At 50.2% G+C, this 255-nt stretch carries 1 rRNA gene; it reads right to left on the reverse strand.

Annotated elements, in window-relative coordinates:
- Positions 1-255: ribosomal RNA gene (locus GTP45_RS27855) — 23S ribosomal RNA — on the reverse strand; the annotation flags it as partial.

Genomic DNA, 255 nt, shown 5'->3' on the forward strand with positions numbered 1-255 from the left:
GCTTACGGCGTGGGGGCTTTTCACCCCCATTATCGCTACTCATGTCAGCATTCGCACTTCTGATACCTCCAGCATCCTTTACAAGACACCTTCGCAGGCTTACAGAACGCTCTCCTACCATATCCTTACGGATATCCGCAGCTTCGGTGACTGGCTTAGCCCCGTTACATCTTCCGCGCAGGACGACTCGATCAGTGAGCTATTACGCTTTCTTTAAATGATGGCTGCTTCTAAGCCAACATCCTGACTGTTTTA

It is taken from the genome of Duganella rivi (genome assembly GCF_009857435.1).
GTDB lineage: Bacteria > Pseudomonadota > Gammaproteobacteria > Burkholderiales > Burkholderiaceae_D > Rugamonas > Rugamonas rivi.